This is a genomic window from Neorhizobium sp. SHOUNA12A (assembly GCF_023006505.1).
Classification (GTDB): Bacteria; Pseudomonadota; Alphaproteobacteria; order Rhizobiales; family Rhizobiaceae; genus Neorhizobium.
Window position 1 is genome coordinate 1 of sequence record NZ_JALBGV010000203.1, and the last position, 571, is coordinate 571.

Consider the following 571-nt stretch of genomic DNA (forward strand, 5'->3'; position numbering starts at 1 on the left):
TGATCCCGCAACCAACGCCAAAACCGGCGTGACGGGAAATACATCTCGGCATGTCGCTACAACGGAAGCGTTCTAGCAAGATCAGCACGCGACTTTTTCAACGGTATCGGCCAAAAGCGGTCGCTGGTGGCCCTCGCCGTAATAAACAAGAACATTCCGGAGATTGAGAGCGACGGCGCCCCCTACAGCGCGCCGATCGACTTCAGCTTCTTCAGCACCAGCTCGTCGGGCTCGCCGGTCTCGGGCAGGCGGTAGTGGCGCTGGAAGCGGCGGATAGCGGCCTTGGTCTGGGCGCCGGCAACGCCGTCGACTCCGACATCCGCATAAGCGATGTTCGACAGGCCGCGCTGGATCTGCAGCACCAGGTCCGTGGGCTGAACGGGGGCGTTCGGCTTCTGGGAGACCGGGGTGGCCGCAGGCCTGACGGAATTCGACGCTGCGTTCGGAATATTGGCGGGCGGCGTCATCGTCGGTTTGCGCTCGGAGGCGCGGATCGCCGCGGCAACTGGATCTTCGCCGTGCGCATTGGCGCTCTCGACCGGACGGGCCGGCGAAACGGGCCGTGGCGGCT

1 protein-coding gene is annotated in these 571 nt (G+C 64.8%); it reads right to left on the minus strand.

Annotated features, from left to right (window positions below; genetic code table 11):
* Window positions 1–182: 182 nt before the first annotated feature.
* The coding region (locus tag MOV63_RS32480; protein WP_247039845.1) for a peptidoglycan-binding domain-containing protein at window positions 183–571 on the minus strand (389 nt) is incomplete at its 5' end.